This window comes from Mesorhizobium sp. ESP7-2 (assembly GCF_020164715.1).
In the GTDB taxonomy this organism is placed as follows: Bacteria; Pseudomonadota; Alphaproteobacteria; order Rhizobiales; family Rhizobiaceae; genus Mesorhizobium.
The window spans coordinates 49161-55305 of sequence record NZ_JAIUGQ010000041.1 but is presented as its reverse complement, the minus strand read 5'-3'; the positions used below and the strand labels follow the sequence as shown (position 1 = coordinate 55305).

The following is a 6145-nucleotide window of genomic DNA, read 5'->3' as shown; positions in this document are numbered from 1 at the left end:
CGAGCGCTTCTCAAGCTCGCTGAATCTGGACATGCAAAACCCCCGAAGGTTGCGTCCAACTTTCGGGGGTCAGTTCATCGGCTCCGGGCCTTTTACAATCACTCCAACGGATCTTGCTTCCTCGAAGATGCCGCGTGTCGGCATCGTGTCTTATCTTGGCCATGATAGCGGCCTGTGAGACAATTGGCGTGATGAGGGCCAACAATTCGTCTACGGCCTCGATATAGTGTCGCGGTCCAGGAATCGATGATATGAACCCTGTCGGGTAGCGCAGATCATAATCTTGATTGATATGGGCTATCTGGTTCGCCAGCGGTTTGATGAGTTGGTGGGCGACAACAAGCCCTTGCTTTTCACACTCGGCAAAGACCAATCCCACATCGTGCCGCAACTGACCTCTGCCTAAGGCAGGCTTCTGCGTCCCTTTCGCCACCAGATACGATTTCAAAATCACCTCGATGGCGTGAGCCAGTAGGAAGTAGGCCGGATAGCTGAGCCCAGGCTCGTTGCACTCGGCAACGATCTGGAACGCCCGATAATAAGATTGACCCCGCTGCAGCAAATCCCCGGCGAAGAAGCCCGAGCGGCTGGGGCATCTCCCAGAGACTTGCCGATACCTGGTTAAGACCGACTGCCGCCACGGTTCTCTTTCTAGTCCGCTATTCCCCATCCTATCGCGATTCCTACACCGATCACGATTCCCATCATCAAATTGCCAGCGAGGCGAAACGCCAAGGCGGTCGCAGCGGCGCGCAACTCCGGCCTCTGCTGCTGCAAGCCGATCAGCTCGTCAAAAACTCGTTCCATGTGCTTTCTCTCCTTCGGGCGATTCCCGTGTAGATCGGCGCCTAGCGAAGTCGAGTTGTGTAGATATGCTCTAGATCAGCCGATTTGCGGCCGTCTGTGAAGACCCTGAACACCCTGAAAATGTTTGGCTCCCCGGGATCGACGAAGCTGAGAAATTCGAATTCGCGATTCCCCTACGCCAGAATGCGCCCTCGGTGACGAAGATGCGCAAACGTGATCGTGACCGCGCAGAAGCCCTACGCCTTGCTGGCGGGCCAAAGCCGACGCTGAGAGACCGAGCTGCGGCCCTCGCTCGCGAGCGTGGCGAGGTGCGAACGGCTGAACTGACAGCAATCGGCATTCCCCGCTGCTACCTAGCCCGGATGTGCGATGAGGGCTTGCTCATCAAAGTCGGTTATGGAGTATATCGCGCCGCCAAACGTGATGCTGCTTGATGCGTATCCCGTCGCCGTCTTGTGCGGTGATCTCGCGACGGTCAAAGCCAGCGGCGAACCTCGGCCTTGTAGCGGCGGTAGTCGTCGCCGAACTTCGCTTCGAGATAGCGCTCCTCGCGGGCGATCACCTGCGTCTGGATCGCGATCAGCACCAACGGGAGCAAGGCGAAGGCGATCGGCCCGTCGAGGCCGATGGCAAGGCCGCTATAGATAAGCGCCATGCCGAGATACATGGGATTGCGGGTCCACCGATAGGGACCGGTCGTTGCTATGAGGGTCGTTGGCTGCGACGGGGGAACGTTGGTGCCCAGCCGCCGGAACAGCCCCGCCGCTGCAAGCATCATCGTCGCGCCGGCAGCGAACAGCAGAGCGCCCGTCGCCGCCAGCAACCGCCAGTCGATGCCGAAAGAGCGCAGGGTGACGAACCGCTCCACCGCCAGCCCTAACAGCAGCGCTCCCAGATAGACGAAGGGCGGAGGGAAGCGCACACCCGCGCTGTCCGGTTCGACGGCCATGCTCATCCTCCTTTCCGTCTTCTCAAACCAGCATCGACTGCTGGGCGGAGATACCCGCCGTCGCGCCCTGCGATATTGCCGTGGTGACCGAGGCCATGGCTGGATTTGCAAGATCGCCGGCGGCGTAGATGCCGGGCATGCTGGTTTCGCGTCGCTCGTCGACCTTGAGGGCGGTGCCGAGCGGCGTATTGACCGTGGCGAGGCCCAGTGATTCATGCAGGCTTGCGGAAGGCTTGTTGCGCGGATGAGCGAACAGGATGTCGACCGCGGCATTGAGGCCGCTATCGAGATTAACGGTGGTGATATGGCCCCGGTGATGGGCGATTTCGGCGATCTGGCCATCAACGACGGGTATGTTGCGGCGCGCCAGATCGGCCCGGATATCGGGTGAAATGTCGTGACTATCGGCGAAGACCGTCAACGTTTCGGTCCAGTCGTGGTAAAGCCTGACATAATTATGCGACGACGAACCGGACCAGACGAGGCCCCAATGCTGGTCGGCGACTTCAAAGCCATCGCAGTAGGGGCAGGGCACGATGGATGTGCCCCAGCTTTCGGTAAAGCCCGGAACATCAGGCATCTGGTCGGCAACGCCATAACTCAGGATCAGGCGGCGCGCCCCAAGGCTTTCGTCATCGCCAGTGAGGACGGAGAAATTGTCGATGGTGCCGGAGATGCTGTCGGCCCGGGCATCGACCAGCTTGACTGTGGGATAACGCGCCAGTTGCCGCCGCGCCTCGGCCAGGATGTCCAGCGGTGGCTTGTGATCGTGGCCGAGCACACCATGCGAGTGGCCGGCGAAGCGATTGCGCGGCAGGCCGGTATCGAGAACGGTGACCTTGCGGCGGGCACGGCCGAGCTGCAGGGCGCCGGCGAGACCGGCAAAGCTGCCGCCGATGATGATGACGTCATCCATGGTGATGGGCTCCGTGTTGTGGATGGAGGGGGGTTCGGCTGAGCCTTGCGCGATGGCGGCGCAGAGAAACTCGAGTTGAAGGACAGGGTAAAATCCAATCTTTGGCTTGCATATTTCCGATACTACGTGGTATCGTAATTCGATAATTAGGATACTGTCAAGGACTGGAATTGTCGTGACTGAAAATAGCCAGGGCCGGCGCGGCCGGCCCGCCAACGAGGCGCTTGGCCAAACCATAGTCGACGCCGCGGGCGAACTCTTTGCGGAACTGGGTTTTCAAGCGACGACATTGGACATGGTCGCTCAGCGGGCGAAGATATCCAAGCTCAGCATCTACAGGCACTTCGAGAACAAGGAGGCCCTGTTCAGCGAGGCCTTTGCGGCCCGCTGCCATCAGTTAATACCACAGGCCCTTTTTGAAGACGTCGACGGTTCGGCCGAAGATCAGCTCATGGCGGTGGGATCATCCCTGCTTCGCACGCTGTTGCGCCCGGGCGTCCGCAGCGTCGAAGCCATGGTCATGACCGACAGCACGAATCAACAAGCGTTGAGCAAGCTCCATTACGAAGCCGGACCCGCCCACATCATCGCTCAAGTCGAGGCCCTGTTGCGCCAGTTGCACGCGAAGGCGGTTCTGGACGTGCCCAATCCTCTTCGGTCCGCCCGCTTGTTTGCCGCGCTTTTCAAAGGATGCGATCTCCTGATTATCGCACGCTTCGACGAGGCGAGAGCAGAGAACGACAACGAAATCGAATCCTATTGCCGGTCGGCCGTCGCCATGTTCGTCGCCGCGCACGGTGGCAACGACCACGCGGGCGGACAGCCTAGACGAGGATCCTCGATGTTCTGACACTCTGGAAGCAGGACTATCGAGATCAAAGAGTATGGGAGAAATTGCACGCTGGCGCGCAGCATCGCGCCATGGCGTAGAAGAGGCCGTGGCTCCGGTATATCGTTCGCGGCGCAGCGCCGAAACCCACCGCCAAGCACCTGTCTTTCCACGCCAGGGCCGCCGTTTATGCGACGAAAGTTTCGGAGGGCTGGGCGGCCATAGTCGCTACTGCTATCCTATGCCCGTCGTCATCGATTTCGTGGCCCGACACTGACAACGCCAGCAGGAGAGAAGCGTGGCGTAGGGAGCTATCGTACGCTGGCGCGCGGTATCGCGCCCTAGCGTAGGAAAAGGCGTGGCTCCCCGGGCCGGATTCGAACCAGCGACCAACCGGTTAACAGAGGCTTTCCACCGCTATTTCGTGCAACGTGGCGCGACGCCTTGCGAGCCTGAAACCCTTACACAGCAAGGCATTTGTTGTGGCGTTATGTTCCGGCATGTCGCGTGGTGTATCGACAAAGCGCATGTTTGGGCGTACCTATTTCCGTACCTAAGGAAACCGGTTGCCCGAGGGACATCATGCCGACCGTCGAATTGACCGATCGCTTTTGCCAGTCCGCCAAGCCGATCGATGGACGCCAGACCGACTATTTCGACACCGTGGTCAAGGGGCTTTGCCTTCGCGTCTCGCCCGCCGGCACCAAGGCTTGGAACCTGGTCTACAGCAAGGCCGATGGGAAGCGCGCGCGATTGAAGATCGGCCGCTATTCGGAAATACCCCTTGGCGGCGACGAGGGCGCCCGGCAGCGAGCAAAGAACATGCGGGCGAGTATCGGCGACGGCGGCGACCCGATCGCCGAGAAAAAGGCGCTGGCGTCTTCACTGACCGTTGCTGACATGGTGGACAACTACATCGTCCGCCACGCCAAGACGAAGCGTAGCGGCGACGAGATTGCACGGCGGCTACGCAAGAACGTTTCCGACGTCATCGGCGATACTAAGCTGTCAGACCTTCACCGCCGCGACCTCACCCGCTGTATTGATGCAGTGAAGGACAGGGGCGCTCATGTAGAGGCTAACCGCATTTTCGAGGATATGCGGGCGATGGTGAGATGGGCGCGCGGGCGCGGCGACCTCGATGAAAATCTCGTAGAGGGAATGAAGCGACCAACCGAGACGGCAGAGCGCGACCGGGTGCTCGCGGCCGACCAGATCAAGACCATGTGGGCAGCGCTACCTGATGCCGATATGCGGGAGAGCACCCGCCGCATCCTGCGCCTTTGCCTGATCACCGGGCAGCGCGTCGGAGAGATTTCCGGGATGGTCCGCGACGAGATCGACCTCGATCGGCGCGTCTGGACGATCCCGCCGGCCCGGGCGAAGAACAAGCGCGAGCATGTCGTGCCCCTCTCGGGCATGGCCGTGGCCATCATCCGCGACCAGATTGAGGCGATCGAGGCGCTATCCGAGCGCAAGGACCGCGCCGTGCCTCACTGGGTTTTCCCCGGGCCCGGTGGTCGCGCCGCTGTCACAGGCGCGTCGATCCCGAAGGCAGTGAAGCGCGAGGAAGTGATTAAGCGCGGCGTCTCGACCGTCATGGGGATAGCGCCTTGGACGCCGCATGACCTTCGCAGATCGGCCGCAACCCACATGGAGGAAATCGGCATTTCGCCTTTCATCATCGGGCATGTGCTGAATCATGTGTCCGCGACGAAGGCGAGCATTACCAGTCGCGTCTACGCTCGATACGACTATGCCAAGGAAAAGCGCGAGGCGCTGGAACTATGGGCCGATCGGCTCACCGGGATCATTGCGGGCAAGGGCGATGTTGTTCCCCTTCGGAAGGCGGTGGCGTGAATGCTGACCCCTGAAGAGGAAGAACGGAAGGCGGCCCTTTTAGACGAATTGAAAAGGCTCGAAGATGGCGCGCGGGCGCGGTGGATCGAAGAGGCCCAGTCCAAAACCTATAGCTTCGCCAACATTCCCAACAGCGCCGATCTCGCCATAGCGAAAGAGTTTCAGAAGGTGTTCGGCCGGCACATCGAAGACGTCCGCTATAGTGAGCATATGGCTATCGTCCTGCACTCGAAAATGATGAGCGGGATTTTCGGCAATCCTACAGAGACAATCCGACGCTCGACATTCGACGCGGATTTGAAGCGCCTTCGTAAGGCCGTTCAGCTTTTTGCAGAACATCCGACCGCCTATTGGCAGCATGTAGCCTCCGCCAGTTTCGAGGCAGGGCAAGGCGACCGTATTGCAGAAGGAGCGCATGACGTGTTCGACTTTGTGCTCCGGGTGCAGGGGTACGCGGACGAGGGAATTCTGCCCGAAGTGCTGAACAAGTACGAAGCTTGGGCTCGCCAGGCAGTCGGACAGCTTCCGGATCGTCGGAATATCAATTGGGAAGCCGTCCACGCGGTGATGATGCTCCGAGCTTATTGGGAGTCCTGGGCGGAGATCCCAGCACCACGCCGTGCCCTCAACCCAGAGTCACCATTCGCGGATTACCTCCGCGATGCTTTTGCGTTCTTCCAAATCAACGGTGACCCGATATCGGCGTTCAAGCGGTGGGCGGCGCTCGCCGATGAGGATCAAAACCTAGTCGTGTAAAGTAGTACAGAAGTCGGGAAAATAGCCG

At 60.2% G+C, this 6145-nt stretch carries 8 protein-coding genes; 4 read left to right on the top strand and 4 right to left on the bottom strand.

Annotated features, from left to right (window positions below; translation table 11 throughout):
- Positions 1-10: 10 nt before the first annotated feature.
- Both LB543_RS28055 and LB543_RS28050 read right to left on the bottom strand, forming a co-directional pair.
- Positions 11-562 (bottom strand): hypothetical protein, encoded by a 552-nt coding sequence (locus LB543_RS28055; RefSeq protein WP_224616473.1) that lies wholly within the window; start codon positions 560-562, stop codon positions 11-13.
- A gap of 89 nt (positions 563-651) precedes the next feature.
- The gene (locus LB543_RS28050; protein WP_224616472.1) at positions 652-807 is read right to left on the bottom strand and encodes a hypothetical protein; all 156 of its coding nucleotides are present in this window, start codon (positions 805-807) and stop codon (positions 652-654) included.
- 203 nt (positions 808-1010) lie between these two features.
- Between LB543_RS28050 and LB543_RS28045 the strand changes: the two genes are divergently transcribed.
- On the top strand, positions 1011-1241 hold the full coding sequence (locus LB543_RS28045; protein ID WP_140761456.1) for a type IV toxin-antitoxin system AbiEi family antitoxin domain-containing protein: 231 nt from the start codon (positions 1011-1013) through the stop codon (positions 1239-1241).
- A 41-nt stretch (positions 1242-1282) separates the two neighbouring features.
- Here LB543_RS28045 and LB543_RS28040 read toward each other — a convergent pair whose 3' ends face one another.
- The gene (locus tag LB543_RS28040) at positions 1283-1756 is read right to left on the bottom strand and encodes a methyltransferase family protein (protein ID WP_224616471.1); all 474 of its coding nucleotides are present in this window, start codon (positions 1754-1756) and stop codon (positions 1283-1285) included.
- A gap of 22 nt (positions 1757-1778) precedes the next feature.
- Entirely contained in the window at positions 1779-2672 is an 894-nt protein-coding gene (locus tag LB543_RS28035) for an NAD(P)/FAD-dependent oxidoreductase (protein ID WP_224616470.1), read from the bottom strand.
- A gap of 175 nt (positions 2673-2847) precedes the next feature.
- On the opposite strand from LB543_RS28035, the gene LB543_RS28030 reads away from it, so the two are divergent.
- From LB543_RS28030 to LB543_RS28020, 3 genes are all read left to right on the top strand, one after another.
- On the top strand, positions 2848-3522 hold the full coding sequence (locus LB543_RS28030; RefSeq protein WP_224616469.1) for a TetR/AcrR family transcriptional regulator: 675 nt from the start codon (positions 2848-2850) through the stop codon (positions 3520-3522).
- Positions 3523-3981: 459 nt separating this feature from the next.
- Positions 3982-5361 carry a tyrosine-type recombinase/integrase gene (locus LB543_RS28025; protein ID WP_224616468.1) on the top strand — a complete coding sequence of 460 codons (1380 nt, stop codon included), beginning with the start codon at positions 3982-3984 and terminating at the stop codon, positions 5359-5361.
- Positions 5362-6117, top strand: coding sequence for a hypothetical protein (locus LB543_RS28020; RefSeq protein WP_224616467.1), 756 nt, complete (start codon positions 5362-5364; stop codon positions 6115-6117).
- The last annotated feature ends 28 nt before the right edge of the window (positions 6118-6145 follow it).